Source organism: Micromonospora sp. NPDC005710, assembly GCF_040630995.1.
In the GTDB taxonomy this organism is placed as follows: Bacteria; Actinomycetota; Actinomycetes; order Mycobacteriales; family Micromonosporaceae; genus Micromonospora.
Window position 1 is genome coordinate 243,053 of record NZ_JBEXYP010000009.1, and the last position, 26,706, is coordinate 269,758.

The 26,706-nt window shown below is 70.7% G+C and carries 20 protein-coding genes and 2 pseudogenes; 7 read left to right on the top strand and 15 right to left on the bottom strand.

Annotated features, from left to right (window positions below; translation table 11 throughout):
- Nucleotides 1–58 precede the first annotated feature (58 nt).
- The 7 genes from ABZ406_RS15465 to ABZ406_RS15495 form a co-directional block, all read right to left on the bottom strand.
- Complete coding sequence (locus ABZ406_RS15465) at nt 59–670, bottom strand: TetR/AcrR family transcriptional regulator (RefSeq protein WP_357761114.1); 612 nt, start codon at nt 668–670, stop codon at nt 59–61.
- A 330-nt stretch (nt 671–1,000) separates the two neighbouring features.
- On the bottom strand, nt 1,001–2,287 hold the full coding sequence (locus ABZ406_RS15470) for an ABC transporter substrate-binding protein (protein ID WP_357761117.1): 1,287 nt from the start codon (nt 2,285–2,287) through the stop codon (nt 1,001–1,003).
- Nucleotides 2,288–2,372: 85 nt separating this feature from the next.
- Complete coding sequence (locus ABZ406_RS15475; RefSeq protein ID WP_357761119.1) at nt 2,373–3,485, bottom strand: branched-chain amino acid ABC transporter permease; 1,113 nt, start codon at nt 3,483–3,485, stop codon at nt 2,373–2,375.
- A complete protein-coding gene (locus ABZ406_RS15480) occupies nt 3,482–4,360 on the bottom strand; it encodes a branched-chain amino acid ABC transporter permease (protein ID WP_091399163.1) in 879 nt (292 codons plus the stop codon). The genes ABZ406_RS15475 and ABZ406_RS15480 overlap by 4 nt, the downstream gene beginning before the upstream one ends.
- Before the next feature lie 30 nt (nt 4,361–4,390).
- The gene (locus tag ABZ406_RS15485; protein ID WP_357761201.1) at nt 4,391–5,098 is read right to left on the bottom strand and encodes an ABC transporter ATP-binding protein; all 708 of its coding nucleotides are present in this window, start codon (nt 5,096–5,098) and stop codon (nt 4,391–4,393) included.
- Between the two features lie 130 nt (nt 5,099–5,228).
- Entirely contained in the window at nt 5,229–6,014 is a 786-nt protein-coding gene (locus ABZ406_RS15490; protein WP_357761122.1) for an ATP-binding cassette domain-containing protein, read from the bottom strand.
- A 137-nt stretch (nt 6,015–6,151) separates the two neighbouring features.
- The gene (locus ABZ406_RS15495) at nt 6,152–7,051 is read right to left on the bottom strand and encodes an alpha/beta hydrolase (protein ID WP_357761125.1); all 900 of its coding nucleotides are present in this window, start codon (nt 7,049–7,051) and stop codon (nt 6,152–6,154) included.
- 185 nt (nt 7,052–7,236) lie between these two features.
- Here ABZ406_RS15495 and ABZ406_RS15500 point away from each other — a divergent pair, with 185 nt between their 5' ends.
- Complete coding sequence (locus tag ABZ406_RS15500; protein WP_357761204.1) at nt 7,237–9,498, top strand: catalase; 2,262 nt, start codon at nt 7,237–7,239, stop codon at nt 9,496–9,498.
- A 99-nt stretch (nt 9,499–9,597) separates the two neighbouring features.
- Here ABZ406_RS15500 and ABZ406_RS15505 read toward each other — a convergent pair whose 3' ends face one another.
- Complete coding sequence (locus tag ABZ406_RS15505; RefSeq protein WP_357761127.1) at nt 9,598–10,470, bottom strand: LLM class F420-dependent oxidoreductase; 873 nt, start codon at nt 10,468–10,470, stop codon at nt 9,598–9,600.
- 150 nt (nt 10,471–10,620) lie between these two features.
- Here ABZ406_RS15505 and ABZ406_RS15510 point away from each other — a divergent pair, with 150 nt between their 5' ends.
- Genes ABZ406_RS15510 through ABZ406_RS15520 form a run of 3 tightly spaced genes read left to right on the top strand, consistent with a single transcriptional unit; the run spans nt 10,621 to nt 13,915 of the window.
- Nucleotides 10,621–11,757: an acyltransferase gene (locus tag ABZ406_RS15510; RefSeq protein WP_357761130.1), complete on the top strand. Its 1,137-nt coding sequence runs from the start codon at nt 10,621–10,623 to the stop codon at nt 11,755–11,757.
- Complete coding sequence (gene alr / locus ABZ406_RS15515; RefSeq protein ID WP_357761133.1) at nt 11,754–12,896, top strand: alanine racemase; 1,143 nt, start codon at nt 11,754–11,756, stop codon at nt 12,894–12,896. The genes ABZ406_RS15510 and alr overlap by 4 nt, the downstream gene beginning before the upstream one ends.
- Nucleotides 12,893–13,915, top strand: coding sequence for a D-alanine--D-alanine ligase family protein (locus ABZ406_RS15520; RefSeq protein ID WP_357761136.1), 1,023 nt, complete (start codon nt 12,893–12,895; stop codon nt 13,913–13,915). The genes alr and ABZ406_RS15520 overlap by 4 nt, the downstream gene beginning before the upstream one ends.
- 18 nt (nt 13,916–13,933) lie before the next feature.
- Here ABZ406_RS15520 and ABZ406_RS15525 read toward each other — a convergent pair whose 3' ends face one another.
- Genes ABZ406_RS15525 through ABZ406_RS15540 form a run of 4 tightly spaced genes read right to left on the bottom strand, consistent with a single transcriptional unit; the run spans nt 13,934 to nt 17,574 of the window.
- On the bottom strand, nt 13,934–14,437 hold the full coding sequence (locus ABZ406_RS15525; protein WP_357761139.1) for a hypothetical protein: 504 nt from the start codon (nt 14,435–14,437) through the stop codon (nt 13,934–13,936).
- Nucleotides 14,434–15,894 carry a HAMP domain-containing sensor histidine kinase gene (locus ABZ406_RS15530; protein WP_357761142.1) on the bottom strand — a complete coding sequence of 487 codons (1,461 nt, stop codon included), beginning with the start codon at nt 15,892–15,894 and terminating at the stop codon, nt 14,434–14,436. The genes ABZ406_RS15525 and ABZ406_RS15530 overlap by 4 nt, the downstream gene beginning before the upstream one ends.
- The gene (locus tag ABZ406_RS15535; protein WP_357761145.1) at nt 15,891–16,583 is read right to left on the bottom strand and encodes a response regulator transcription factor; all 693 of its coding nucleotides are present in this window, start codon (nt 16,581–16,583) and stop codon (nt 15,891–15,893) included. Before ABZ406_RS15535 ends, ABZ406_RS15530 begins: the two co-directional genes overlap by 4 nt.
- Before the next feature lie 16 nt (nt 16,584–16,599).
- A complete protein-coding gene (locus tag ABZ406_RS15540; protein ID WP_357761148.1) occupies nt 16,600–17,574 on the bottom strand; it encodes a phosphatase PAP2 family protein in 975 nt (324 codons plus the stop codon).
- A 268-nt stretch (nt 17,575–17,842) separates the two neighbouring features.
- On the opposite strand from ABZ406_RS15540, the gene ABZ406_RS15545 reads away from it, so the two are divergent.
- A complete protein-coding gene (locus tag ABZ406_RS15545; RefSeq protein ID WP_357761151.1) occupies nt 17,843–18,349 on the top strand; it encodes a winged helix-turn-helix domain-containing protein in 507 nt (168 codons plus the stop codon).
- A 71-nt stretch (nt 18,350–18,420) separates the two neighbouring features.
- Here ABZ406_RS15545 and ABZ406_RS15550 read toward each other — a convergent pair whose 3' ends face one another.
- Complete coding sequence (locus ABZ406_RS15550; protein ID WP_357761154.1) at nt 18,421–22,803, bottom strand: S8 family serine peptidase; 4,383 nt, start codon at nt 22,801–22,803, stop codon at nt 18,421–18,423.
- A gap of 282 nt (nt 22,804–23,085) precedes the next feature.
- On the opposite strand from ABZ406_RS15550, the gene ABZ406_RS15555 reads away from it, so the two are divergent.
- Both ABZ406_RS15555 and ABZ406_RS15560 read left to right on the top strand, forming a co-directional pair.
- On the top strand, nt 23,086–23,610 hold the full coding sequence (locus ABZ406_RS15555) for a winged helix-turn-helix domain-containing protein (RefSeq protein WP_357761157.1): 525 nt from the start codon (nt 23,086–23,088) through the stop codon (nt 23,608–23,610).
- A gap of 394 nt (nt 23,611–24,004) precedes the next feature.
- Nucleotides 24,005–25,564, top strand: a pseudogene (locus ABZ406_RS15560) (OFA family MFS transporter).
- Here the strand turns inward: ABZ406_RS15560 and nrfD are convergent.
- Complete coding sequence (gene nrfD, locus ABZ406_RS15565; protein ID WP_357761160.1) at nt 25,554–26,534, bottom strand: NrfD/PsrC family molybdoenzyme membrane anchor subunit; 981 nt, start codon at nt 26,532–26,534, stop codon at nt 25,554–25,556. The pseudogene ABZ406_RS15560 and the gene nrfD overlap by 11 nt on opposite strands.
- A pseudogene (locus ABZ406_RS15570) lies at nt 26,531–26,706 on the bottom strand (4Fe-4S ferredoxin); the annotation flags it as partial. The gene nrfD and the pseudogene ABZ406_RS15570, both read right to left, overlap by 4 nt.

The following is a 26,706-nucleotide window of genomic DNA, read 5'->3' on the forward strand; positions in this document are numbered from 1 at the left end:
CAGTGTTACCCATCGGAAACCAAATGGAAAGAGGGGTCGATATCGGGCCGGGCCGGAATCAGTCGGGCGCGACCTCGGCCAGCAAAGCGCCCACTGTCCGGGACATCACCGCGCGGGCCTGGTCCACACCCAGACCGAGCCCGTAGCGCAGCATCGACCAGGCCTGCCAGGTGCTCGCCGCGACCAGGGCGTGGAGCAACTGCTCCCGGCCCGGCCCGGCCTCGGACAGCTCGGCGGCGAAGAGCTCCTCGACCTCGTCGCGGACCCGCTCGATGTGCTTGAGGCGGTTGCGGTGCAGTTGCCCGGAGACCGGCTCACGCATCTGGGCGGCCCGCGCCGACGGCGCGATGAGCTGAAGCAGCCGAGCCCGCTGCCGGCAGTACGCGTCGACGCGTTTCGCCAGCGGCAGCCCGGTCGAGATCGGCCGGTAGGCGGCGTCCTGCTGGCGGAGCACCTCCGCGCCGCTCGCCTCGAAGAGCGTCTCCATGTCCTTGAAGTTGGTCCAGAGGGTGCGCAGGGAGATGCCGGCCCGCTCGGCGATGCGCTCCCCGGTGGGGCGGAGGTCCCCCTCGGAGATGAGCGCGAGGTGAGCCTCGACGATGGCCGCGCGGGTCCGCTCGGCGCGGGCGGTGCGCCCGTCGACCCGGCCCGCCACATCGACCCCGTCCATTCGTCCCCGCCCCCTCACCGCCACGGCGTCCCCCGACACACCGCCGAGTCTAGACAGGCGTTGATCAGCGGCCCTGGACGCTCCGCCGACGTCGTCATCGGGCCCGGCCGGTCAACGAGACGCCCCCGTCGCAGACGGCTGTCTGCCCCGGGGGCGACCGCGTTGCCCAAACATGCATTCACGGTGCAGATAGTAGGAGCGTCGATCGGTATCGGTCAACGTCTCCGACGGCCAGGGCGGGGCGGGGCCGGGCCGGCAGCACGCGCGCAGCCGTCCGACCGGGTGCGGTCGGACGCGACCACACCCGGTCGGATAGCGGGGCTGCGGGCCTCAGGAGACGGTCGGCACCCCGTTCGCCGGCGGCGCCGCCGGGGCGGTGGTGTACTCGTTCACCGACCCGTCCGCCTCGTCCGTCTCGTACGCCGGACCGAAGTAGGTCTGCACTCCCCCACTGACCCGGCTCAACCGCTGGCCGCCGTAGCCGGAGTGGTCAGTGGCGGAGAAGCGCAGCGGCACCAGCCCGGGGCCCTGGAAGCCGCCCTTCTGCACGGCCTCCAGCACCTTCTCCCGGGTCAGGTCCTTGCCGGCCGCGAGCAGCGTCTGCACGAAGAGGTAACCGACCGACATGCCGTAGACGGTGTTGCCGTCGAACGGCGCGTCCCCGTTGTGCTCCTTGTTGACCTTCGTGAAGAGCTGGATCCACGGGTTCGCGGTGTCGTTCTGCATCGGCAGGTAGTTGGTGCCGACCATGCCCTCCAGCAGTGGTGCGGCGGCGCCGAGTTGCTTGGCCAGGGTCGGGTGGTCGGCGCCGACGTTGGAGACCAGCCACTGCGGCTTGAAGCCCAGCCGGGCCGCGGTGCCGATGGAGAGCGCCGTGAAGCCGGGTACGGTGGCCAGCACGACGACCTGGCAACCGGCCGCCTTGAACGCGCCGATCTGCGGCGCCACGTTGGTGTTGCTGGTGACGTACGTCTGCTTGACCGCCACGGCCGCGGCGCCGAGCACCTTCTCCACGCCGGCCAGACTGTCCCGGCCGAAGTCGTCGTCCTGGCCGAGGAAGCAGACCTTCTGCCCGGCCAGGTCCCGCTTCGCGTAGTTGGCGAGGATCTTGCCCTCGACCGTGTAGTCCGGGTTGAACCCGAACGTGCCCGGATACTTGTCCGGCTGGTCCCAGCTGCGGCTGCCGGAGGCGACGAAGAGATCCGGCACCCGGTTGGTCTTGAGGAAGTCGAGCACCCCGCTGTGCGTCGGCGTGCCCAGACCGTTGAGTACGGCGAAGACCTTGTCCTGGAGGACGAGCTGGCGGACCACCTGCTGGGTGTTCGCCGGGTTGTAACCGTCGTCCATGATCTTGTAGGTGATCTTTCGGCCGTGCACCCCGCCGTTGGCGTTGACGTAGTCGAAGTACGCCTTCGTCGCCGGGGCGATCTTCGAGTAGCCGGCCGAGGCCGGCCCGGTCAGCGGCATGTGGGTGCCGACGACGATCTCGGCGTCGGTGACACCGGGCACCGGCGCACCGCCGGAGCCGGGGCCGTCGTCGCCGCTACAGCCGGCTGCGGTGATGAGCAGGGCAAGGGTGCTGGCGATCGCTAGTCCGCGATGCGCTCTACGGTGCATGGGAAACACCGACCTTTCTCGGTCCGGTTGTCTGTGGGAACGGTGTGGTGGTGGGGCGCCCGGCCGAGGCCGGACCGAGGACAGCTCAGGAACGCCGGGTCGGCCGCCTGGCCAGCAACGCCCGGCCGAGACGCGACAGCAGACCCTGCACACCGCCGGGGGCGGCGATCATGACGACGATCAGGGTGAGTCCGAAGATCGCCAGGGGGAGGTTGCCCTCCAGCCGCTGCGCCACCGAGGGTGAGAGCGTGAGCAGCTCGGTCAGCGAGTGGGTGAGATCGGGCAGCGCGACGAGCAGGACGGCCCCCCAGAGCGCGCCGGTCAGTCGACCCAGGCCACCGATCACCACCGCCATCAGCAGGAACAGCGACAGGGTCAGCGAGAACGCGCCGGGTGAGACGCTCTGCGCGAGCACCGCCAGCAGCGCGCCACCGAGCCCGGCGGTGGCGGCGCTGACCACGAACGCGAGGACCTGGGTACGGGCCACGTGGATGCCGGCGAGACGGGCTGCCACCTCGTCGTCGCGAACCGCCCGGAACGTGCGCCCGTACCGGCTGCGGATCAGGTTCGCCAACAACAGCAACGCGAGCAGGGTGGCACCCCCGGTGACCCAGAGCTGCCACCGCTCGTACGGGAAGTACGGGCCGAGCGACAGCGGCGGCGGCTCCACCGGCACCGACAGCCCCTGCTCACCGTTGAAGACGCCGTCGAAGGTGACGGCCAGCGCCGGCACCACCACTGCCACCGCGAGGGTGACCCCGGCCAGGTAGGGGCCGCGCAACCGGGCCGCAGCCGCCCCGACCACGGCGCCGACGGCGACAGTGCTGACGATCGCCGCCGCCAGCGACAGCGGCAACAACCAGCCGCCGGTCATCCCCCGGTCGGCGAACGCGGTCTGGCACAGCGCCACCGTGTACGCCCCGGTGGCCATCAACGCGCCGTGCCCGAGCGACAGTTGACCGTTGAGCCCGGTGAGGACGGTCAGCCCGGCGGTCGCGCAGAGGTAGGCGGCCACTGTCGCGAGCTGGAAGTTGCGGAAGGGCTCGACGGAGTAGCTGACCGCCACCAGCAGCAACCCGGCGGCCAGCACCACCGCGAGGTGACGCAGCACTGTGGAGCCACGTCGCCTGTCGACAGGTCGGCGGCCCGGGTCGTCGAGCTGGTGTCGCGGCGGCACTGCCGCCCTCGTGGCGCTCACACCCGCCTCGCCGCGACCGGGGCGAACAGCCCACCGGGCCGGACCAGCAGCACCGCCAGCAGCAGGACCAGCACCGCGAGCGGGGTCAGGTCACTGCCGGCGTAACCGCTCACGTAGGAGAGCAGCAACCCCACCACCAGACCACCGACCACCGCCCCCGGTGGACTGTCCAACCCGCCGACCACCGCCGCGGTGAACGCCGAGACGAACACCAGGTCCATCGCGTGCGGGTGCAGGCCCAACTCGGTCGGCAGGACCAGCATGGCGGCGAGCGCGCCCACCCCGGAGGCCAGCGCCCAGCCGAGGGTCAGCATCCCACCGACGTTGACCCCCAGCAGCCGGGAGACCTCCGGGGCGAAGGCCGCCGCGCGCATCCGCAACCCCACCGGGGTACGCGCGAACATCCAGGCCAGGCCACTGACCACCACGCCGATCGTGGCGAAGACGAACAGGTCGTACGGGGACAGCACGGCGACTCCGCCCACGGTGAGGGCGGACCGGCTGAACGGGGCCTCGGCCGGGCGGAACTCACTGCCGTACACCATGCCCAGCACGGCCTGGATCAGCAGCACCAGCCCGAGCGCGACGATCACCGGGTTGAGCGGTGAGGCGTGATCGACGTGCCGCATCACCACCCGGTCCACGAGCGCACCGAGCAGCAGGCCGGCGACGATCGCGACAACGAAGCCCAGCCAGTAGGAGCCGGTCGCGGTGCTGACGGTGTAGGCGACGTACGCGGCGGCGACGGCCATCGCCCCCTGGGCGAAGTTGACGACCCGCGCCGCCCGCCAGATGAGCACCAGGGCCAGCGCGAACGCGGCATACACCGCGCCCCGGGACAGGCCGTCGACGGTGAGGAAGACGAAGCGGTCCAACAGTCCTCCCTCCGGGGGACAAGGTGGTGGTCAGAAACCGAGGTACGCGTGGCGCAGGTCGACGTCGTCGCGCAGCTGCGCCGCCGGGGCGGCGATCACCACCCGACCGAGGGACATCACGACGCCCTGGTCGGCGACGGCGAGCGCGCTGCGCACGTTCTGCTCGACGAGCAGGACGGTCAGGCCGGTGCTGTCGCGCAGTTGGCGGAGCAGCGCCATCGTCCGGGCGACCACCCGTGGCGCCAGGCCGAGCGACGGTTCGTCCAGCAGCAGCAGGCGGGGTCGGCCGACCAGTGCCCGACCGAGCGCGAGCATCTGCCGCTCACCGCCGGAGAGCTGGTGACCGAGGTGCCGGCGGCGACGCGCCAGGGGCTCGAAGAGCTGGTAGACCTCGTCGAGGGCTCGCCCCGCGTCGGCCCGGTCGCGCCGCCACAGCCCACCCAGCCGCAGGTTCTCGTCGACGGTCAGCTCGCTGATCACGCCCCGGCCCTCCGGGACGTGCGCCATGCCGCGTCGGACGAGCTGCTCCACTGGCGTACCGCGAAGGTCCTCCCCGGCCAGGAGGACCTGGCCGGAGGTCGGGCGGATCATGCCGGAGAGCGCGCGCAGCAGGGTGGTCTTGCCAGCGCCGTTGGCGCCCACGACGGCGGCGATGGTGCCGGCCGGGACGGTGAGGTCGATGGCCCGCAGCACCGGCGCGGCACCGTAGCCGGCGACCAGCCCTCGCACGACGAGCAGATCGGTCCCGGGCGCATCACCTGTCGTTCGCGACAGCGGGGCTCGCAAACCCGGCTCACTCCTCGCGCTCACGGCGCACCACCTGTCGTTCGCGACTGCGGGGCTCGCACACCCGGCTCACTCCTCGCGCTCACGGCGAGACCTCCTCGACGGCGGCACCGAGGTAGGCGTCGGTGACGGCGGGGTCGTCGCGGATCTCGTCCGGGGTGCCGGCGGCGATGACCCGGCCGAAGTCGAGCACCACGAGCTCGTCGCAGACGGCCATCACCAGGTCCATGTGGTGCTCGACCAGGAGCACGGCACAGGGGTCGGTGTCCCGCCGGGGCAGTTGCCGGACCAGCTCCCCCAGCTCGGCGATGTCGTCCGCGCCGAGGCCACCGGCCGGTTCGTCGAGCAGGAGCAGCCGGGGCCGGGCGGCGAGCGCGCGGGCCAGGGCGACCCGTTGTCGTACGGCGAAGGGCAGGGTGGTCGGCGCGGCCTGGGCGTGCTCGGCGATGCCCAGTTCGTCGAGGATGGCCAGGGCGTCCCCGCGGAGCCGGCGCTCGTCGCGGTCGCTGGCCGGCAGCCCGAGCAGCGCCGGGAGGAAACCGGCGCGGGCGGTGTGCGTCGCGCCGGTCATCACGTTTTCCAGCACGCTCAGCCCGGCGAAGAGGCCCGTGCCCTGGAGGGTGCGGGCGATGCCGAGACGGGTCAGCCGGTGCGGCCGTGGCCGCAGCGGCCGGCCGTCGAGGGTCAGTGAACCCGTCTCCGGTGCGACGAAGCCGCAGATCACGTTGAACAGCGTGGTCTTGCCGGCGCCGTTGGGCCCGATGACGCCGACCACCCGGTTGGGTGGCACCCGCAGGGAGACGTCGTCGAGGGCGGTGAGGCCGCCAAAACGGACGCCGATGTGGTGCAGTTCGAGGCCGCGCTCCATCACCCATCCCTCTGTCGTGGCGGGTGTTTATTTACACTCGCAGTGTACGTTTCTCGGGTATGGCGTCAAGACCTTCGATGCTCCCGAGCGCACGTGGACGGGGCGGCCGCCAACGGCGACCGCCCCGGTGACCGCCGTCAGGCGCTGGGACAGGTGTTGCGGTACTCCTCGATCTGCGAACCGCTCGGGCCGGGGCACAGGAACTGCTCGTAGCGGGTGTCGTCGTCGACGAACCGCTTCAACCAGGCCACCATCTGCCGGGCGGTGGGAGTGTTGGTGGCCTGCGGGAAGAAGTGGCTCGCCCCGTTCAGCTCCAGGTACGCCTTCTCGGCGGAGGCCGGGATGCTGTTGTAGAAGGGCACCGAGTGCGACGCCACGGGCGCGACGGTGTCGCTCTCGCCACCGATGATCAGGGTGGGCACCCGCAACTCGGACCAGCTCTTGTCCGTGTTCCACGGTGCCAGGGGCACCGCGGCCTGCAACGACGGTCGCGACGAGGCCGCCTCCAGGGTGCCCCCACCGCCCATCGAGTGACCGGCTACCGCGAGTCGACTGCTGTCGATCCGGGTGCGCACCGAGCTGCGCTGGGTGAGGTAGTCGAGTGCGGCGAGCAACTGTCGGCCCCGGCTGTCCGGCTGGTCCAGTCGGGTGTTCGTCTCGATGCCGATCACCACGAAACCGTGCGAGGCGATGCGCGGTCCGAGCCAGCTGATGCTGGACCAGGCGGCGGTGTAACCGGGTGAGATGGCGATGGCGCCGAAGGTGCCCTCGCTGGTGCTGGTCGGGTAGTAGATGACGCCGCCGCCGAAGCCGGTGACACTCAGCGAGGACACGCTCTGTGAGGCCGTGGCGAACGGGCCGCGACTGGCCTCCAGGATCGCGGTGGTCGGGGCGGGGCCCCGCTCGTACGGACCGGCGGCCTGGGCGGCCCCGGTCGATCCGGTCAGGACGCCGCCGGCGGCCAGGACCACGGCCAGGGCGAACCGGCTGGCACGGGCTGCGACGGAACGGGGACGGGTGGTGGTTGGTGAGGACACGTCGGGCACTCCCTAAAGTCGAGGGATATCGACGTATGTCAGTTTTCGCCGCTCCGCCGATCCTGGCATCGGCGAAATCACCAGTCCCTGCCCAAGCTGGCGAGGCGAGTTGTGTTTCGACCCCCTGACCAGGGGTAGCAGGGCAGGCGCCGGCACGCACACGCGCCATGGAGAGGTTCAACAACGTGGATTCCAGCAAGCCCACCGAGGCGGTCAAGAACACCGTGAAGACCGCCTCCGGAAAGATCGCCGACGCCCTCACGCCCGACGTCCCCGGTGCGCCGGGCAGTGCGCCACCGCCACTGGAGGAGCCGACGACGCCGCACGACCCGCTGCCGCCCAAGCCGGAACAGGGGGCACCGCAGACGCGGACGCCGACCGGCGCGGAGACGGGCGCGCCGACGACCGCTAACGGTCAGCAGGGGGCCTACCTCACGACAGCCAACGGCGCCCGGCTGCGCGACACCGACCACTCGCTCAAGGCCGGCCCGCGCGGCCCGGTGCTCCTGCAGGACCACCACCTTCGCGAGAAGATCACGCACTTCGACCACGAGCGCATTCCGGAGCGTGTGGTGCACGCCCGGGGCGCCGGCGCGCACGGGGTGTTCACCGCGTACGGCACCGCCGAGGCGGTCACCCGGGCCGGCTTCCTCAAGAAGGGGCACGAGACCGACGTCTTCGTCCGGTTCTCCACAGTGCTCGGTTCGCGGGGTTCAGCCGACACGGTCCGCGACACCCGTGGCTTCGCCACGAAGTTCTACACCGACGAGGGCACCTTCGACCTGGTCGGCAACAACATGCCGGTCTTCTTCATCCAGGACGCGATCAAGTTCCCGGACATCATCCACGCCGGCAAGCCGCACCCGGACCGGGAGATTCCACAGGCGCAGAGCGCCCACGACACCTTCTGGGACTTCGTGTCACTGCACACCGAGGCGCAGCACCACACCATCTGGAACATGTCCGACCGGGGCATTCCGCGTTCGTACCGGACGATGGAGGGCTTCGGCGTGCACACCTTCCGCCTCGTCAACGAGGCCGGGGAGACGGTGCTGGCCAAGTTCCACTGGAAGCCGAAGCTCGGCGTGCACTCGCTGACCTGGGAAGAGGCTCAACTGCTCGGCGGCATGGACCCGGACTTCCACCGCCGCGACCTCTACGACGCCATCGAGGCCGGCGCGTACCCGGAGTGGGAGCTGGGCATCCAGGTCTTCCCGGACACCCCCGAGGAGACCTTCGCCGGAATCGACCTGCTGGACCCGACCAAGATCGTGCCGGAGGAACTGGCCGAGGTGCAGCCCGTCGGCAGACTGGTGCTCAACCGGACGCCGACGAACTTCTTCGCCGAGACCGAACAGGTCGCCTTCCACCTCGGTCACCTGCCCCCGGGCATCGACGTCACGAACGACCCGCTGTTGCAGGGCCGGCTCTTCTCGTACGTCGACACGCAGCTCACCCGGCTGGGCGGCCCGAACTTCTCGCAGATCCCGATCAACCGCCCGCACGCCGCCGTGAACGACATGCTGCGCGACGGCTTCCACCAGCACGCCGTGCACGCCGGCGTCGCGCCGTACCGACCGAACTCGCTCGACGCCGGCAACCCGTTCCCCGCCGGGGACGCCGAGCACGCCTTCGTCGACGTGCCGGTCACTGTCGCCGAGGCACCGAAGGTACGCGCCAACCCGGCCTCGTTCGACGACCACTACAGCCAGGTCCGCCTGTTCTGGTTGAGCATGTCGCCGGTCGAGAAGGAGCACATCATCCGGGCGTACACCTTCGAACTCGCCAAGTGCTACCACCAGGCGATCAAGGAGCGTCAGCTGCAGAGCCTGGCCAACATCGACCCGGTCCTGTGCGAGCAGGTAGCCACCGGCCTGGGCCTGCCCGCACCGCAGCCGACGGTGCCGCTCCCCGACGTCACACCCAGTCCGGCGCTGTCCCAGCTCGGTCGGGAGTGGCCGAGTGACGGCCGCACGGTCGGGATCGTCGTCGACCCCGACGGCGACCTGGACGGCGTCGACGAGGTCCGCCGGGCCGTGTTCGACGCCGGCATGGTGCCGCTGCTGATCGCCCCGCACGGCGGCATGGTGGGCGAGCTGCCGGTGCAGCGCACCTTCGCCACCGGTCGGTCGGTCGAGTTCGACGCGGTCCTGCTGGCCGGAGCACCGGCACCCGCACCGGACGCCCTGCCCGCCCGCGACGCCAAGGCGGGCACGCCGGCCCCGGCGACGGTCGATCCCCGCGTGCTGCTGCTCGTCGAGGAGTCCTGGCGGCACGCCAAGGCGATCGGCGCGTGGGGCACCGGCGTCACGGTGCTGGAGCAGGCCGGCGTGGCCGGCACCCCGGGTGTCGTGGCGGCCGGCTCCGGCGCCGAGGCGCTGACGGCGGTGCAGCAGTTGATGGCCGCACACCGGGTGTGGGAACGGTTCCCCGCCTCCGTCGCCTGATCCCACCACCGAGACGAGGGCCGTCCTCCGCACGACCGGGAGGGCGGCCCTCGTCGGTGTCCCGGCGCTGTCGACGACGCGGCACACCTCGCTGTGGGATCAGCCGACGTCGGCCAACCGGGGCAGCACCTCGTCGCCGAGCCGCTGGGCGAACTCGACCGGGTCCCGGTCCGGCGTGACCTGCACCTCGCTCACACCAAGCGCGGCGTACCCGGACACCTCGGCGAGGAAGGCGTCGGTGTCGTCCAGCGGCGCCTGGGCGGCCACCACCGTCTTCTCGATGGCGTCGTAGTCGCGGCCCTCGGCGGCGCAGTGCCCGCGCAGCACCTCCAGCTTGCGGGCGATGTCGTCGCTGCCTCCGCGACCGAACAGGTTGCAGGCGTCGGCGTACCGCGCCACCAGCAACAGGGTCTTCTTCTCGCCCCCACCGCCGATCATGATGGGCGGGCGTGGGCGGCTCAACGGCTGCGGCGAGTTGATGGTCTCGGCGAGCTGGTAGTGCTTGCCGTTGAACGGGCCGTCGTCGGCACTCCACATCTGCAGGCAGATGCGCAGCGTCTCCTCCAACCGCTCGAACCGCTCGGCCACCGGGACGACCGGCACACCCAGCCCCACCTGCTCACGCTCGTACCAGGACGCCCCGATGCCCAGGCGGGCCCGGCCGCCGGAGAGCACGTCGAGGGTCGTCACGGTCTTGGCGAGCAACCCCGGGTACCGGTACATCACGCCGGTGACCAGCACGCCGAGCGTCATCCGCTGGGTCGTCGCCGCGACGTAGCCCAGCGTGGTGTACGCCTCCAGCATCGGTTCCTCGGCCGCGAACACCGCGTCCATCTGGAAGAAGTGGTCCATCACGGTGAACGACGCGACGCCGGCCTGCTCGGCGATGGCCGCCGTCTGCGCCAGGGTCGGTGCGATGGCGGCCGGGTCGGCCGGGGTCGAGTAGTTCCAGTAGTGCAGCCCGAGCTTCATGTTCGGCACCTCCGCTACGAGCCTAGTGCCGCCCGACGTCCGCCGGGACGGTCCGGGGACTGCTCGCCCGTCGGGCCCGCGCGGCGTCCATTGCCTGTTCGTGACAGTTCGTGGATCACGTGCGGATATCCGGCTGGCAGCTTTCGGTGAGTGATCGAACAGCAGACCGGGTACCGGCCTCCCGACCCGAGCCCGGACACGACGCACGTCCGCTCCCGTGACCGGACCGTCGCCACCCCCGCCGTGCGACCACCACAGCGGGCCGAGTGGGCCGATGCCGCGAAGGGCGTCTGCATCATCCTCGTCGTCCTGTGGCACGTCGTCGTGAAGGACTACCTCCAGATCGACTGGCACGTGGGCCTACCGGTGCCGGGCTTCTGGGGCACGCTTGGTGAGCAGTTCCTTCCGCTGCGCATGCCGCTGTTCTTCACCATTTCGGGCGTTTTCGCGGCGAACGCCGCCCAACGGCCGTGGCGGGTCGTCGCCCGTGGCCGGATCGCCGGTTTCCTCTACCTGTACGCCGTCTGGCTGCTGATCCACACAGTGGTCCTCGCCGCCGCGCCGGACCTGCCCACCGACCGCGCCACCTCGGCCCTCGGCCTGCTGGAACAGCTCACCATCACGCCGTCCAACCTCTGGTACCTGTACGCCCTGGCGCTGTACTTCACGATCGCCAAGGCAACCCGACGAGCGCCCCGGGTGCTGGTCCTGGTCCCCGCCGCCGCGCTGTCCGCCGTCGCCGCCGCCGGCCTGCTCGACACCCCTGGCAACCGCGCCGGTCTCTACCAGAACCTGGTCTTCTTCCTCGCCGGCCTGTACCTGCGGCCGCAGATCCAGCGGTGGGCTGCCACCGCCAGCCGTCGCCGGCTGCTACTGACCTCGGGCGCCTACGTCCTGGCGCTCGCCGCGATGGCGGTGACCGGCGCCCAGCGGTGGTTCGGGGTGTGGCCGGCGGTCTCCGTACTGGCAGTGATCTTCGGCATAACCGCCGCTGCCCGGCTGGCCAGCTGGTCGGCACTCAGCGAACCGCTGGCTAGGCTCGGCCGCATCACCCTGCCGATCTACGTGATTCACATGCCGGTCCTGGCCCTGCTGCACCGGCTGTTGCTCGTACCGGTCTCCGGGTTGGGTGGGTCCGCTCAGGGCCTGATCGTGCTCGGTTATCCGATTCTGCTGAGCGGGCTGGTGATCGGTCTGAGCCTGGCCGTCCACCGCGGGCTGCTGGCGGTCCGTGCGGGCTGGCTGTTCGCGCTCCCCGGCGCGCGCCGAGTGGAGGCGGCCGGATGAGCGCCCTCGCCGAGGCCGTCGTCGACCTGGACGCGATCGTCAGCAACGTGCGGACGATCGCGTCGGTCACCGGCACCGGACTGATGGCGGTGGTGAAGGCCGACGGGTTCGGCCACGGCGCGGTGCAGGTGGCCCGGGCCGCGCTGCGCGCCGGTGCGGCCTGGCTGGGGGTGACCTCGACGGCCGAGGCCCTGACCCTGCGCGAGGCGGGTGTGACAGCGCCCACGTTGAGCTGGCTGCACGGCCGGGATGACGACTTCGGCGTGTTGATCAAGGGTGACGTCGACATCGGCGTGTCCACGACGACGCACCTGCACGCCGTCGCCGACGCGGCCCGCCTGCTGGGCGTACCGGCGATGGTGCAGCTCAAGGCGGATACCGGGCTGTCCCGCAACGGGGCCGCCGGGGACGACTGGTTCGAGCTTGTCGGTTGGGCCCGCAAGTACGAGCGGGAGGGCGGGGTCCGGGTGCGGGGGGTGTGGTCCCACCTCGCCGACGCCGACCTGCCGGGCGCACCGGCGCTCAGCCGGCAGCTGGCGATCTTCGAGGAGGCGCTGCGGACCGCTCGGTCGGCTGGCCTGGACCCCGCGCTCGTCCATCTCGCCAACTCGGCGGCTGCGCTCCGCGCACCACGGACCCGCTTCGACCTCTGCCGGATCGGGATCGCCCTCTACGGCGTGGATCCGTTCGGCGCGAGCGGCCCGGGCGGGTTCGGGCTGCACGCCGCGATGACGCTGCGAACGAGCGTGGTGAACGTCAAGCGGGTACCGGCCGGCACGGGCGTCTCCTACGGGCCGGAGCACGTGACCGGCGCACCGACAACGCTGGCGCTGCTGCCGCTCGGCTACGCCGACGGACTGCCCCGCGCCACCGGTGGTCGCGCCTCGGTGTGGCTCGCCGGTAGGCGGTGCCCGATCGTCGGGCGGATCGCCATGGACCAGTGCGTTGTCGACGCCGGGGATCTTCCCGTCGCGATCGGCGACCCGGTCGTGGTGTTCGGCCCCGGCGAGGGTGACGAGCGCCCACCGACCGTCGTCGAGTGGGCCCGCTGGGCCGACACCAACCCGCACGAGATCTTGACCGGCATCGGGAGCCGGGTGGCTCGCGAGCACCTCCACGGAAAGGCACGAAACTCATGACGACCCGACTGGCAGTGCTCTACGGCGGGCAGAGCGGCGAACACGAGGTGTCCTGCAGTTCGGCGGCAAGCATCCTCGCCCACCTGGACCGTGAGCGGTACCAGGTCACCGAGGTGCTGATCGACCGCGACGGCGGGTGGCACGTCGGCGGCCGACCGACGCCCCTGCCCGCGGCGTTGCGGGTCCTCCGCGCCCAGGACGTGGTGTTCCCGGCCCTGCACGGCCCCTACGGCGAGGACGGCACCGTGTCGTCGCTGCTGGAATGGCTCGGCGTGCCGTACGTCGGCAACGGCGTCTTCGCCAGCGCCGCCGGCATGGACAAGGGGGTCACCAAGCGACTCCTCGCGGCGGACGGCCTGCGGGTCAGCCCCGGAGTGACCCTCCGTCCCGGGGAGAATCTCTCCCCTGAGGACCAGCGTCGCCTGGAACTTCCGATCTTCGTGAAGCCGGCCCGGGCCGGGTCGAGCCTGGGCGTCGTCAAGGTCGACGACTGGGCGGGTGTTCCCGCCGCGCTGGAGCAGGCCCGCCAGGTCGACCCGAAGGTGCTCGTCGAGCAGGGGGCGCGGGGCCGCGAGATCGACGTGGCAGTCCTTCAGCACCCGGACGGCCGGGTGCAGGCCGGCCCGCCGCTGGAGATCCGGGTGACGGGTGCCGGCTTCTTCGACTACGACGCGAAGTACGACGGCGGGGCGACCTTCCAGATTCCCGCCCCGCTCGACGCGGCGACCACCGAGGTGCTCCAGGACCGCGCGATCCGCGCCTTCCGGGCCCTCGACTGCCGCGGGTTGCTGCGGGTCGACTTCTTCCTGCCCGGCGAGGGGTCATCGGAGCCCATCGTGAACGAGGTCAACACGTTCCCCGGTTTCACCGCCGCGTCACAGTTCCCGCAGATCTGGCAGCAGGCCGGCATCGGGTTCGCCGCGCTGGTCGACATCCTGATCGCCGGCGCGCTGGCAGACCGGAGCCCCGACCGGCACACCGGGTTGCCCCGTCAGGCGCGGGCCGTCGACCTGGTCTGAGCGACGATCGGCGTCCGGTCACCTGGCGGCGCACCGTCGGGCGGGCTGGGCGCCATCGGACCCGACGATGCCGACCGGGACGACACTCGCCGCGAGGCCGACCTGCGCGGCAGCGTCGGCAACCGTGCAGATGATCTGGTCGGTGGCATTCGCCGACAGTCCCCGCACGGGACCGGAGATCCGGACGCTGAGGCCGGACTGGTCGGCCGCGGGGGTCACGGTGACCGGGTCGAGCCCGGACGGCAGTTCACTGGTGAGGCCCTGGGCGCGTTCGTTGTCCTGCGGGCCGGCCGCGAGCAGGGCGAGGGCGGTCGCGGGCGAGAGGTCCGGCGCCATCGGGCGCAGAACCAACACGAGTTCCCCCTGACCGATCAGGTAGAGCCCGACGCCCTGGGACGGGCCGCTGACCGCGGAACGACCGGTGATCACGGCGCTGGGGCGTACCCCACAGCCGGTTGCCAGCAGTGTGCCGAGCAGCAGTACACCGACGAGCAGTGCGCGGGCCGTCCGCCGGCCGGTCACCTGGCACCCGCGGTGTCTGTCGTGTCGCGGGGCAGCCGGAGCGTGAAGACCGCACCGCCGTCGACCCCGTTGCCGGCGACGAGAGCCCCGCGTCGCTCGCCGTGGCGGTGCAACCGTGCGTTCTCCCAGGAGATGGCGAGGCCGAGGCCGCTGCCCTCGGAGCGGGTACGTGCGGTGTCGGCCTTGTAGAAGCGGTCGAAGACGTGCGACAGCACCTCCGGGTCCAACCCCGGCCCCTGGTCGGCGACCTCGATCGTCACCCAGTCCGGGTCGGCGCTCAGGCGCACGGACACCGGCCCGGCACCGTGCCGGAAGGCGTTGCCGACCAGGTTCGCGACGATGACGTCCAGTCGGCGGGGGTCGAGTCGGGCCACGACACCGGGCGGCAGATCGGTTCGCACCCGGTCCAGCCAGCCGCGGATCCGCAGGGTGGCGGTCACCGCGGCGGCCACGTCCACGTCGTCCAGGGCGAGCCGCGCGGTGCCGGAGTCGAACCTGCTGACCTCGATGAGGTCGTTGACCAGCTGGGTGAGGTTCTGCGTCTCCTGGCTGACCAGTCGGGCGGCCCGGCCGGCGTCCCCGGGCAGGTGGTCGGCCTCCTCGTCGAGCACGTCGGTGACGGCCGTCATCGCGGCCAGCGGCGTCCGGAGTTCGTGCGAAACGTCGGCCACGAAGCGGCGGGCGTCGGATTCCATCCGTCGCAGCTCACCGACCTGCCGCTCCAGCGTGCTCGCGGTGTCGTTGAAGGTCCGCGCCACGTCGGCCAACTCGTCGACGCCCCGGACCGTCAGCCGGGTGGTCAGGTCGCCCTCGCCGAGGCGGCGCGCCGCCCGGCCCAGGTCGCGGACGGGTCGCAGGACGCCACGGGCCGACAGCAGGGCCAGCACCACGGCGAGGACCAGGGACAGCCCGCCGGTCAGCCACGCCCTGGTGGCGAGCCGGTCGATGCTCTGCTGCTCGGCCACGAGGTTGCGCACCGAGTAGACCTCCAGCCCGGATGCTCGGGGCGTGCCGTCCGAACGGTCGAGCGTGAGTTGGGTGCCGATGAGCAACCAGGGTTGACCGTCCAGCGTGACACGCTGCCAGGCGATCCGACCGTCGCGGACCGCCTGCCGCAGCTCGGAGGTCAACGGGTTGGCGAACTCGGAGCTGCCCTGCGCCCGCATGTCCCGGTAGACGACCACCGCGAAGCCCTCCCTGTCACTCAGGCGCTGAGCCAACAGGTCGAGGTCGTCCTGCGTCGGCGGGAGCTGAGCGATCGGGTAGACCTTCGGAAGTTGACCGGTCAGCGACGACACCGCGGCGTCCTGCGCCTGCTGGAGGATGACGGTGCGGGCCTGGACGTAGCTGCCGCTGGCGACGACCGCCGTGGTGGTGACGCCGAGCAACGCGAACGCCAACAGCAGCCGGACCCGCAGGCCGGAGACCTGGGCGGCGAGCCCGCGCCACGTCGTCACAGCGGCCCGAACCGGTATCCGAAACCACGGACGGTCTGGATGAAGACCGGCGCCGACGAATCGGCCTCGATCTTGGCGCGTACCCGCTGGACGCACGCGTCCACGAGCCGCGAGTCGCCGAGGTACCCGTGCTCCCACACGGCCTCCAGCAACTGTTGGCGGCTGAGCACCTGACCGGGGGTGTCCGAGAGTTCGAGCAGCAGCCGCAGCTCCGTCGGGGCGAGGCTGACCGGCGTGCCGTCCTTGCTGACCACGAGCGCGGCCCGGTCGATCGTCAACGCACCGTGTCGTTCCGGACCGGTCCGGTCGCCGCCGCGCCGCGCGTCGCCGCCGGTCCGTCGCAGCACCGCGCGGATGCGCGCCTCGAGGACCCGGGCCTGTACGGGTTTGACCACGTAGTCGTCGGCGCCGGCCTCCAGGCCGGCCACCACGTCCATGTCGTCGTTGCGGGCGGTGAGCATGATGATCGGTAGGTCCCCGAGCTGCCGGATGCGGCGGCAGACCTCGAACCCGTCCATCCCGGGCAGCATGAGATCGAGGACCACGACGTCGGACGGGCTCGTGCGCAGCCGCTCCAACCCCTGCTCACCGGTCCCCACGGCATGCACCGTGTGGCCCTGTCGGGTGAGCGCCAACTGCAGTCCGTCGCGCACCGTCTGGTGGTCTTCGATCAACAGCACCTGGGACATGTCGTCAAGTATCCCATCATGAGATATTTCGGGTTTCTGTCGATGGCAGCGGCTCGGGGATCACCGCCGGAACCGGCACCGCGAACTCCGTCGAACGCACCAGGAACACCACAGCGCCCACCAGGAACATCGTCGACGCGGCCGACGCCACGATCGCGACCAGCACGCCGCGCTGCACCGACGCGGCCAGACCGGGCACGACCACCACGAGCGTCCCGAGCAGCACGACCAGCCCGACTGCCGTCTCGGCGAGCCTGCGCCACAGGCCGCCACCAGGCGCACCGCCGGCCGCGTCGCGGTCACCGCTCCAGGCCACCAACGCGGCCGCAGCCAGGCAGAACACCGTCACCCCCAGCAGTACGCCACCAAGCACGTCACTGAACCGGTGCCAGCCCGCGATCATCGTGGCGGCGGCTATCACCGAGACACCCGCCGCGCCCGGCACCGCCAGCCACCGTCGGGCCCACCCCGGCAGGACCAGCATGAACGCGAGCAGCAGGGCGGTCGCCGCCGCCACATGACCGCTGGGAAAGCTGTTGTGGGTGGTGGAACTCTCGATCTGCAGCTCCGGGCGGGGCAGCGCCGACTTCACCGCGCCAGCCACCAGCACCGCGCAGACGACAACGCCCACGCCGACGACCCCGGCGACCAGTCGCCGACGGAGCACACCCACCAGCAGCACCACGCCGAGCAGGACCGCGATCAGAGTCGGGTCGCCGAAGGTGGCCAGCACACTCTTGGCCGGATCCACCAGCACGGTCTGCTGTTCGTACCCACCGCCGCGCTCGGCGCGCGGCAGGAGCAATCCGTCCCACCACTGCCCGGCGGTCGTCCGGACGAAGACGGCACCGGTGAGGGCCAGGAAGAACAGACCGCACAGCGCCGCCGCGAGCAGTCGACGCCCCGGTGGCACCGCCGCGCGGGCGTGGGGCAACGGCCGTGCCGGACCGGGCGTCGACCGCCCGACGGAGTACGACGATCTGATGGACATGGCGACCATGCTCGCCCCGGCAGGTGCGTACCCCGTCCTCGAATTGTCTTGGTTCTGTCACAACCACCCCCACCGCTTCCGGACAGCGGATCGTCGGCGGTGGAGCCGGGGGCACCGGGACGGCGTAATGGCATTCACATGCTTACATGCAACTATGTTTTACCCAGCCGAGATCAGCCACCACTAGGGTCAGGACGCCGATCGATGTCTCGGTCGGCGGCGCGAAAATCCATCCGGAGTGAGTTGGGGAACCGGAAGGTGTCGGCACATGCAGGAAACTCCAGTCGCGAGCCTGGTCATCGGCATCGCATCCTCGCCGGCCGAGCGGCGACATCTGGCCCGGCTGCTCGGCGGCAGCGCCGCCTTCCTGATCGTCTCGACAGTCGACCAGGCACGAGAGTTCCTCGGGGTGGTCGAGGCGTCTCCCGCCCCGACTCCCCCGACCAGGGCGGTGCTCGCCGAGGTGGCGCCAAGCCCACAGCCACCGCCACCGGACCTGGCCGTCGACTCCGACCGCCGGGTGCTGCGCTGGCGCGACCAGGAGATCGACCTGACCCGGTTGGAGCACGACATGCTGCTCTGCCTCGTGCACGCGCCAGGTCAGGTCTGGACCTACGAGCGCCTGCACCTGGAGGTCTGGGGCAACCGGCACCTCGGCCGGGGCTCCGACATGCACTCGGTGGTCCGCCGGGTACGCGGCAAGCTCGCCCGGCTCAACGCCACCGCGACGATCCACTCGGTGCGCGGCGTCGGCTTCCGGCTCGCCCCCGTCTGACCCCGGACGCGGTCCGGCCCGCCCGGTCTTCAGACCAGGCGGGCCGGACCTTGTCGGCTAGTGCTCAGGCGTCAGCACCTGATGGGCGCCAACCCGAAGTTCTCCACGGTCGGAGTGGTGGTGTCGATCCTGGTCTGACGGGTCTGCGGCTTCCAGCCGTCCTTGGCCACGATCATCGTGAGCGGGTTGTTGCGCCGGTCCACCCAGTAGGCGTACTTGCCCTCGGCGTCGGTGGCGAAGGTGTACGACGCCGCCCACGAGTCGACCTGCACGACCGCGCCGGTGAGCGGCGATGTCGCACCCTGGCAACTGGTGCCGGTGACCGTACCCATGAGCTTGCCCCAGGTCTTCGGGGGGTTAACGATCATGGTTACCGCGACCGGTGCCACCGAGTACGGGGTGTTCTCGGAGATCGCCACCGCGCCGGAGTAGGTGCCCGGCTGATCCACGTTCGCCGTCAGACCGACGGTGACAGTGACCTTCGCACCAGGTGCGAGGGTGACCGCCGTCTTGTCGATCGTCATCCAGCTGACGTCAGCAGCCGACTCGGAGCATCCCTCGAAGCCCGGGAGCACCTCGCTGTCCGGAGCCGCGTTGAAGCTGCCGGACGAGCCGCCGATCTTGTAGAAGCCGCACGCCGCGCCACCGCGGTACCGCGCGGTGTTGGCGTTCGGCAGGTTGGACCACGAACCGGTAGCCGGGTCGTAGGCGAAGCCGGCGTTGCTGATGGCCCCACCCTGCGAACCACCGACGACGAGGAGCTTGCCGCTGGCGACGGCGTACGAGCTGGCCCAGTTGTCGGCCGGCGCGTCGGCGACGGCGGTCCACGTGTTGGCGCCCGGGTCGAACGCGTAGCTGGACTTCTGCGCGGCGGAACCGTCGTTGCCGCCGGTGCAGTAGAGGACGCCGTCGATCCCGCCGCAGGAGGCGAAGGCCACCGACTTCGGGTAGTTGGCCATCGTCTCCCACGTGTCACCGGTGGGGTCGTACCTGACGACGCTGTTCGACATCGGCAGGCAGGCCGCCGTCGTGCAACCGCCGACCGCGTACAGCTTGCCGTCGACGACCGCCTGACCGGCCGCCGCCCGCGGCGCCGGGTTGTCGGCCAGCTCGGTCCAGGTGTTGGCTCCCGGGTCGTACGACCAGGTGGCGGAGTCCGGGCCGGCGTCGCCCCAGCCACCGGACACAATGATCTTGCCATTCACGACGCCCGCGGTCAGGGCGTTGCGCGCGCCGGGAAGGTCGGCGATCGCCGTCCAGGTCTGCGCGGCCGGGTCGTAGGCGTAGTTCTTGGTGGTGGAGGCCTCACCGTCGCCGCCACCGAGCGAGTACACCTTGCCGTCCAGGTTCACCACCCGGTTGTCCATGATCGTGCCCGGGTAGTTGGCGATGTCGGTCCACGGCGCGGCCTGTGGGCCGACCGCCGCGGCGGCAGCCTTCGCCTCCTTGCCGGAGGCCTTGGCGGCGAACGACGTCGGTACGGTGAGCCGCTGCTCCGGTGCGCCGCTGGACCCGAGCACCTGCTGCCGGGTGACAGTGGAGCCGTCCGCTCGCAGGAGTTCGAACCCGTTGTCCCGCTCACCGAACTTGACCTCGACCGGCGCGCCACCGGTGTTCGTCACAGTGAACGTCTTGCTGGTCTTGCCGTTGGGCATCTGGAGCGTCGCGCTCAGCTGCGTCGGGGTCACCGACAGCCGGCCGGCCGCGAGCTGGAAGTTCGCCGTGGTCGCCCAATCGGCCTCGACGTCGACAGCCTTGGTCTGGCTGACGTAGTTGCCGGCGGTCGCCGTGAACTGGTGCTCGCCGGTCAGCGACGAGTAGATCCAGTAGAAGCCGTCGGCCAGCCCCGGGTCGTCCGGGGTCGCCACGGTGACGGCCTTCTCGGCGGGCCGGTCCTTGCTGGTGACGGTCGCACCGTTGATGTAGCTGTCGTCGTTCTTGTCACGGACGTTGCCGACGACCAGACCACCGTCGACCGGCACGCAGGTGACCTGGCTGCCGATCAGGACGTTGTCGACCTCCCACCACCACTCGTACGAGGCGTCGTAGTAGTGGAACCGCACCTGCACCTGCGCCTTGCCGGCCGCCTGCGGGATCGGGATCTCGGTCAGCTTCGGTCCCCGGACGTCGGTCTCCTGGCGGAGCACGTTCGTCCAGGTGGCGCCACCGTCGATGCTGAGGTCCACGTCCGCGGTGTCGTCGTTGAGCTGGTTGAAGTCCTGGTTGAAGCGGATGACCGGAGCCGTGACGCTGGTCAGGTCGACCACCGGGCTGACCAGGGAGGTGTCCTGGCTGGTGCCCGCCCCGTAGGCATCGCTGTCGATCATCGCGAAGTTGCCGGTGCCGCCGGTCAGGTTGCCCCGGTCGCCGTCGTCGGTGAACTTCCAGACCTGACCGCTGCCCGCGTTGTCCACGACGGTCCAGCCGGCCGGCGTGGTCGTGGCGTCGAAGGTCTCGTACTCACCGTCGGAGCCGGTCGTGTATCCGGGTGCGGTGGTGCAGACGCTGGTGTCCACCGGCACGGCGACGTTCGCGGTGACGTTGCCGGACCCGACAACGACCTGCTTGGTCACGGTCTGGTAGCCCGGGTACTGCGACTCGTACGTCAGGGTGTACGTCTGCCCGGCCGGCAGCTTGATGCTGTAGCGGCCGTTCGACGGGGTGGTGTAGTCGTAGACACCTGACACGCCCGCCACTGTCACCTTCGCGTACAACGGCCAGCCGTGACCGGAGCCGTCGGTGACCGATCCGGTGACGTTGACACTCGGCACCGCCGTCAGGGCCACGTTGAGCGTCGTGGTGGCGCCCTTGGCGACAGTCGCCGCCTTGGTGGTGCTGCCGTAGCCGAACGCCGCGACGGCGACCTGATAGTCGCCGGTGGGGAGTTGGGTCGAGAACTTGCCGTCGGCGCCGGTGGTCAGCTCACGCTCGGACGGGCCGGTGAGCGTCACCGTAGCGCCGGCGATCGGGGCGCCGGAGGTCGCGTCGGTGACCGTGCCGGCCAGCGTGCCGATGTCGCCGGTCGGGGCGGCGTTGAGCAGTGCGAGGGCGTCCAGTCGGCCTTCGCCGTAGACGTTGTTGTCGGCGGTGGTGCCGCCACACTGGCCGTCGGCCTTGTCGATCGCGGAGCCGTTGAGCAGCGCGCGGGTCGCGTCGACGTCACCGATCAGCGTCGGTGCCGCCGAGTACAGCAGCGCGATCGCGCCCGCGAGGTGCGGTGCGGCCATCGAGGTGCCGCTGATGCTGCCGTAGGCGTTGCCCGGGATGCTCGACCGGACGTTCACACCCGGCGCGGAGATGTTGGGCTTGATCTCGCCGTTCTGACCGGCGCCGCGGGAGGAGAAGCCGGCCACGTTGTTGTTGACGTCGTACGCGCCGGTGGAGTAGTTGCTGACGAGGCTGCCCGGCGAGCCGCTGGTCTGGCAGGCCGGACCGCTGTTGCCATTGGACCAGGTGCCGAAGATCCCGGACGCGGTCCAGGCGTCGGTCACGTCCTCCATGAACGGCTCGTTGGACGGGTCCCGGGTGCCCCACGAGTTGTTGATGATGTTCGGTCGCTTGCTCGCGTCCGCGTTCTGGCCGTTGAGGTCCAGCGGCTCGAGCATCCACTGACCGGATTCGATCAGAGCGGCGTCGGTGGGGCAACACCCGTTCGCCGCGATCCACTTGACCCCGGGGGCGACACCGATCTGGTTCGCGCCGTCGGAGCCGGCCATCGTGCCCATCGTGTGCGTACCGTGGCCGTCGCCGTCGCAGGGGGCTGTCGCGCAGGGCCCGGTGGCGTTTGCGGCGTTGAACCAGTTGTAGTTGTGGTCGAACGTCCCGTCGCCGTTGTTACCGCGGTAGGAGTTCACGAGGGCCGGGTGGTTGAACTGCACCCCGGTGTCGATGTTCGCGATGGTGACGCCCTCGCCCTTGACACCGTACTGGGACCAGACGTCGTCGGCGTTGATGTTGGCGACGCCCCACTCGAGGGCGTTGACGGTCTTCTCGTCGGTGCCCTTGGTCGTCTCCGGCACCTTGTACGCGACCGGCGGGTAGAGGCCTTCGACCTCCGAGTGCCCGGCGAACTTCTGGGCCATCGCCAGCGAACCGCTGTTCACCTTGATGGCGTTGGTGGCCCAGAAGGTCTGGTATCTGGTGCCCGAGCTGTCGAGGTCGGCCCGGATCTTGCCCTGGCTCGCGGCGGCGGTCTGGCGCAGCGCGTCCGCCACCGCCGTGCCACGCTTCGACCAGTCCTTGATGGCGCTCGCCTTGCTCAGGTCCGCCCGGTCCTTGAACCGGATCCAGAAGTCCCCTTCACTCTTGGCCTGGAGCTGCTTGGTGAGCTCCGGTCGGATCTTGTCCCCGCTCGGGGCGCCCGCCCCCATCGCACCGCCGGGCGCGGCCTGCGCGCCCGTACTGATGGTGGCCAAGCATGTCGCGGCGAGGATCGTCGCCGCGCCGGCGCTCACCAGTGATCTGGCTGTGCGCCGCCATTGTGGACGTCTGAACATCGGTGCTGCCTCCCTCAGAACGACCCAGGGTGTAAATGGGCCATGGTGGACCTCCCCATGCACCGCGCGGGTCACGCCGGTTGCCCGACTGGACACTATGATCGAGAAGAACGGACGATCAAGAACTTGCCGTGAGCAACTTGTCGCTAAGAGTCGCCCCGGCTGGCGGCGCGCTTGCCAATCATTGTCAGGACCGTGACGAGAGTTGGGCAGGGATGCCCATCGATCCCGGGTGGTGCGGTGGCCGAGGACGAGGCAACGGTGGACAGGGGTGATCCGGCCGACGAGCCGTTCCCACTGCTGATCGCGGTGACCCCGTCGCCGGCCGAACGGATCCGGCTCGCGGAGCTTCTCGACGGCATCGCACCGCTGCTGCTGGTGGCCGACCTCGACGAGCTGCGCCGCCTGATCGCCGCCCCGCAGCAGGTCGCCGCCCCCGCCGAACCGGCACCGGTCGCCGCCCTGGTGATCGACTCGGCCCGCTCCAGCGCCCGCTGCGGTGAACGCGAGATCGACCTCACCCGCCTGGAACACGACCTGCTGACCTGTCTGGTCACCGAGCCCGCCCGGGTCTGGAGCTACGCCGAGCTGCACCGGTCGGTCTGGGGTGACGAGGGGCGCGAACGCAAGGCCGACGTGCAGTCGCTGGTGAAGCGACTGCGCCGCAAGCTGCACGACCTGGGCACCGGGGCCACCATCGATGTCGTCCGCGGGGTGGGGCTGCGTCTGACCGATCACCAGCAGGCGCGGGTCGAGCGGGCCTGACAGCGACGTCGCCTGAACTGATCACGTCCGGGGTAGGACCGGAAGATCAGCACCAACATAGGCCCGTCGGCAGCGCTGTCGCGTACGTCAACGACCCGGACGGGACGAAGCTGGATTTCATCGCACCGAAGGGTGGCTACGCCCGCAGCGAGTGAGCGCGGTCGGCTGGGGCAAGGCTGAACCCCGGCCTGCCCCGCGTGCCGGGGGCGGGCCGACGCCCCCGTTCTCGCGTTTCACGGTAACGGCATGGCGTGAACCGGCCGCCACGTAACGTGAGATGGAGCCGGTTGTCGGCTGACGCCGGACGTGCGGCGCCGCCCCTCGGGCACCTGCCGGGTCGGACAGCTCGGCACCGTCGCGGCCTACTCAGCCGCAGGAGGTGTGGACGATGCCCATGCTGTCGGTCTTCGATCCCCGGCATACTGTCGCGCCCCCGGGCTACAGTCGCTGGCTCATCCCGACCGCCGCACTGGCCGTGCACGTGTGCATCGGCCAGGTCTACGCGACGAGTGTCTACAAGAACTCCCTCATCACACACTTCGACACCAGCCAGACGGCAATCGGTGCCATCTTCAGTATCGCCATCGTCATGCTTGGTTCGTCCGCGGCGGTGGGTGGCCGTTGGGTGGAGCGGAACGGACCGCGCCGCGCGATGTTCGTCTCCGCCTGTTTCTGGGCCGTCGGGTTCCTGGTCGGCGCGCTCGGCATCGCCACCCAACAACTCTGGCTCCTCTACCTCGGATACGGCGTGATCGGCGGCATCGGGCTCGGCATCGGTTACATCTCCCCCGTCTCCACCCTGATCAAGTGGTTCCCGGACCGCCCCGGCCTCGCCACCGGGCTGGCCATCATGGGATTCGGCGGCGGCGCCCTGGTCGCCGGCCCACTCGCGCGCCAACTGCTCTCCCTCTACGACTCCGGCTACAACCCCGACAACCCGGCCGCCGTGGCGTCGGGACATGCCCTCGTGGCGCTCTTCGTCACGTTCGGCATCGGCTACTTCGTGATCATGATGTTCGGCCCGTTCAACATCAGGGTTCCGGCACCGGACTGGCGGCCCGCCGGATTCGACCCCGCGAGAGTCGCCGCCCGGCCTCTGGTGACGACGGCGAGCGTGTCCGCGTCGAACGCCGTGCGTACCCGGTCGTTCTGATTGCTGTGGATCGTGCTGTTCTGCAACGTCACAGCGGGCATCGGCATCCTGGAGCAGGCAAGCCCGATGATCCAGGACTTCTTCCGGGACAACGGGACCACCACCACGGTCTCGGTGTCGGCGGCGGCCGGGTTCGTAGGAGTGCTGTCGCTGTTCAACATGGCGGGGCGGTTCGTCTGGTCCACAACGTCCGACCTCATCGGCCGCAAGCCCATCTACCTGGTCTACCTCGGCGTCGGCATGGTGCTGTACCTGCTGCTCGCCGTGGCCGGCCACTCCGCGACGGCGGTCTTCGTGCTGATCGCCGCCGCGATCATCTCCTTCTACGGAGGTGGCTTCGCCACCATGCCCGCGTACCTGCGTGACCTGTTCGGCACCTTCCAGGTCGGGGCCATCCACGGCCGGATCCTGACCGCCTGGTCGGCCGCGGGTGTCGCCGGTCCGCTGATCATCAACGGGATCCTCGACACCCAGGGCAAGCCGGGCACGCTCACCGCGGCGGCGTACCGGCCCGCGCTGTTCACGATGGTCGGCATCCTCGCCATCGGGTTCGTCGCGAACCTGCTGGTGCGTTCCGTCCCCGAACGGTTTCACGAAACGAACCGCGGGCCGACGTCGCCCGTCGCGAAGGCCACTGTCACCGACCCGGTTGCTCTCCGACGGGACAGCCAACCGCCCGCGCCGCCGCGCGTCGGCAGCCAGACCGGGCGGCTCTGGTTGTCGTGGCTGCTTGTCGCGGTGCTACTCGGATACGGAATCGTCCAGACCGCCATCACCGCCGCGAAGCTCTTCACCGGCTAGGCGGCGCCTTTCGTCTGGCGGTCGACCGCGCGTCGAGCCGCTCCCGTTGTGGCACGACCGTGTACTTCGGATCGCGTGCCGACACCCTCCCCGCCTCGAAGACGCCGAAACGGGTGGCGAGCGACGATGCCACGAGGGCGGCGCCGGAGATCGCCGACAGGACCCGGCTCCGTCTGCTGACGAGCGCGGTGACGGTGCCCACGGTGACGAGGGCGCGTCCCGCAGTGACGAGCCGGCCGCTGCGTCCGTGCGTGTAGGGCTCGCTGGTGAGGCCCTGCCGCTCCAGCCGGTGACCTCCACCCAACTCGATGGCAGCGGCGGCCAGGGCGAGTCGTCGCAGGGGGGCGGTCTCCGCGGCCGGTGCCGCGATCAGTCCGACCCCGGACGCGGCGGCGAGTGCGCTGCCGGCGAAGACGAAGGGCAGCGACGGGTAGGCGTCGTGCCAGGACGGCACTGCCGTGTCGGCGAGCAGCACCCCGGTGTACGTCGCCAGCGCTGGCGCGGTGACCGCGGCGGCCAGCCCGGCGACGTTGCCGAGGGGAGGTGCGATCCGACAGGCGAGGCCGAGCAGGCCGTGCTGCGGGAGCAGCGGCGCGAGCTCGGCGACCGCTGCCACCCCGGCCAGCGGGCCGAACGCGGCGAGGATCCAGGTGCCGACCGACATCGGCGAGGTCACCTTGGCCACCCGGAGCATGTGATGGAAGCGGGCCGGCCGACCAAGGTCGTGGACCAGCAGGAATGTGCTTGCGGCGACTCCACCGAGGGCCGCCCAACGGCCCACCGCTCGCAGCCCGGGTCGTCCGGTCAGTTGGGCTCCCGCGCCGATCAGCGCACTTCCGGCGGCGAGTCCTCCGGTGAACAGGTAGCCGGCGATGTCGTACTTCCACACCGGCGGTTTCAGCACCGGCCGGCCGTAGTAGGAGGCGAATTCGGCAGGCGGCACGGTGAGCTGCTCACCGCCGCGGGTCATCGCCGCCTGCCCAGGAACGCGACCGCCGTGGCGACCACCATCGTCATCGCCGCCAGGCCGGCACGTTTCCACATGGCCGGCAGGTCGCGGGTGGTCACCACCGGATCCGGCGGCAGCCCGTACACCTCCGGCTCGTCCAACAGCAGGAAGAACGCCCCGTCACCACCCACCC